We start from the raw sequence: 1,587 nt of genomic DNA on the forward strand, positions 1-1,587 counted from the left end.
AATCATTTAAGGTAAGGTTCTTCCCTACTTCCGGAATATCGGCATTCACATCGATCTCCGGATGAAACATCTTGCCGTTGTAAACGACATATTCATGTCCGGATAGTTCATAATCGTTATGATCCGGGTCGTAGTTGGCTATCGCGCCCCAGTTATCCGAATCAAGAGGATTTATGTTATTGTCGAAATCATTCAAAGATAGCAAGGTATAAAAATCCCCGTCAAAAAGTACGATATCCCATAACGTATAGTCCACCGGTTGCCACTCTTCGTATTCAGCCTCCAGCCATCCGTTTACCATCGGTATTCGTATATTGTCAAACTTAAATCCGTTTTCGACAAGGCATTTATATAATACCCCATTATAAAAAACTACTTCATTTTTATAATAAGTTTGGAACTGGGAATAATGCGAAACAGTATTTTGGTCAAGATTAATATCGACATGTTCTTCCCAATAATCAACATCAGCAGGAGCTTTATACCCACTGATCGGACGGATTACCTCATGAATTTTATCTTCAAAATAAATATGGACTCCAACCGGATAAGTTATGGCACGGTTATATCCTGCGATATATTTCCCCTTATTCAGTTCCTTTTCAATTTCATAATTCTCACTCAAATGCTCAATGATACTCATTTCAGCAGATTCTTCTGCCTGAATAAACCTATCTTCATTTCCTCGTGTCATTTGTTCGAGTGACTCTTTGGAAATCACTCCCAGATAATCGCTGTTATTTAAAAATCGCCTGTACATATTCTAATAGCTAAATCCTTCGTTAATAATCGCGGTGGTTAAAACAGATGTATTATTATCCCCACCATTCTTAAATTTATACCAACTGTCACGCAAATAATAGCACAATAAGTAATCCAAACAATCCGATAAGTGCCCGTACTTTTCATACTTGACTCCGGTTTTTGGATCGGTCACCTTTTGCTTATTCTTAGTTCCATCATTGTTCTTAAGTTGGAAGATCAAATCTTCGGTCAGTTTTCGGCATCGGATATCAATCAATATCTCCCAGCCGTTATATCCGGAAAATAATTCGTTCACAAAATCACACCGTGTAACTTGTGGCGGCTGTTTTTTCAATAACTTCAATTTCGGCCGGAGAATCCCTCCACCTAACGTATCCAAGATAATAGTATAGTTATTTACTCCATCTTCACTAGTCGTTGAACGTTGTAAACCTGATGGGTCTCCGGTTACATCAACTCCGCCTATATGCTTATCCCGGTAGAGTTTATTCTTTATTTTTCGGGATAATGCCGGTGTATTGTTTTCCTTATTTTCCGGTTTGCCTAATACCTCTTCCAGCACATAAATCTTTTTATTGTCGTAATCGATCTGGGCTGTCAGGATCGACATTTGCGGTGCTACGTTAAAGTCCCATGCTGTGATTAATGGTTTAGATGGATCGAACCGTTGCTCCTTCAATCCGGTAATCAGATGTTTTGCCCCATCAAATTTATTGTAGATAGCCATGTTATTTATTTCCACAAAATCCCAGTTACCATAAAGCAGTCGTTCTTTTGTTGCTTGGTCACGGATTTTATTCAAAGCTGCTTCGTAAGTTTGCC

1 protein-coding gene and 1 pseudogene are annotated in these 1,587 nt (G+C 38.6%); both read right to left on the reverse strand.

Annotation, left to right across the window (positions count from 1 at the left end; all coding sequences use genetic code 11):
- Nucleotides 1-760: hypothetical protein (locus D0T56_RS15070; RefSeq protein ID WP_163320996.1), on the reverse strand; the 760-nt coding region annotated here is incomplete at its 3' end.
- Nucleotides 761-763: 3 nt separating this feature from the next.
- Nucleotides 764-1,587, reverse strand: a pseudogene (locus tag D0T56_RS16815) (phage portal protein); the annotation flags it as partial.

Origin of the sequence: Dysgonomonas sp. 520 (genome assembly GCF_010501095.1) — a bacterium.
Taxonomy (GTDB): domain Bacteria; phylum Bacteroidota; class Bacteroidia; order Bacteroidales; family Dysgonomonadaceae; genus QVMP01.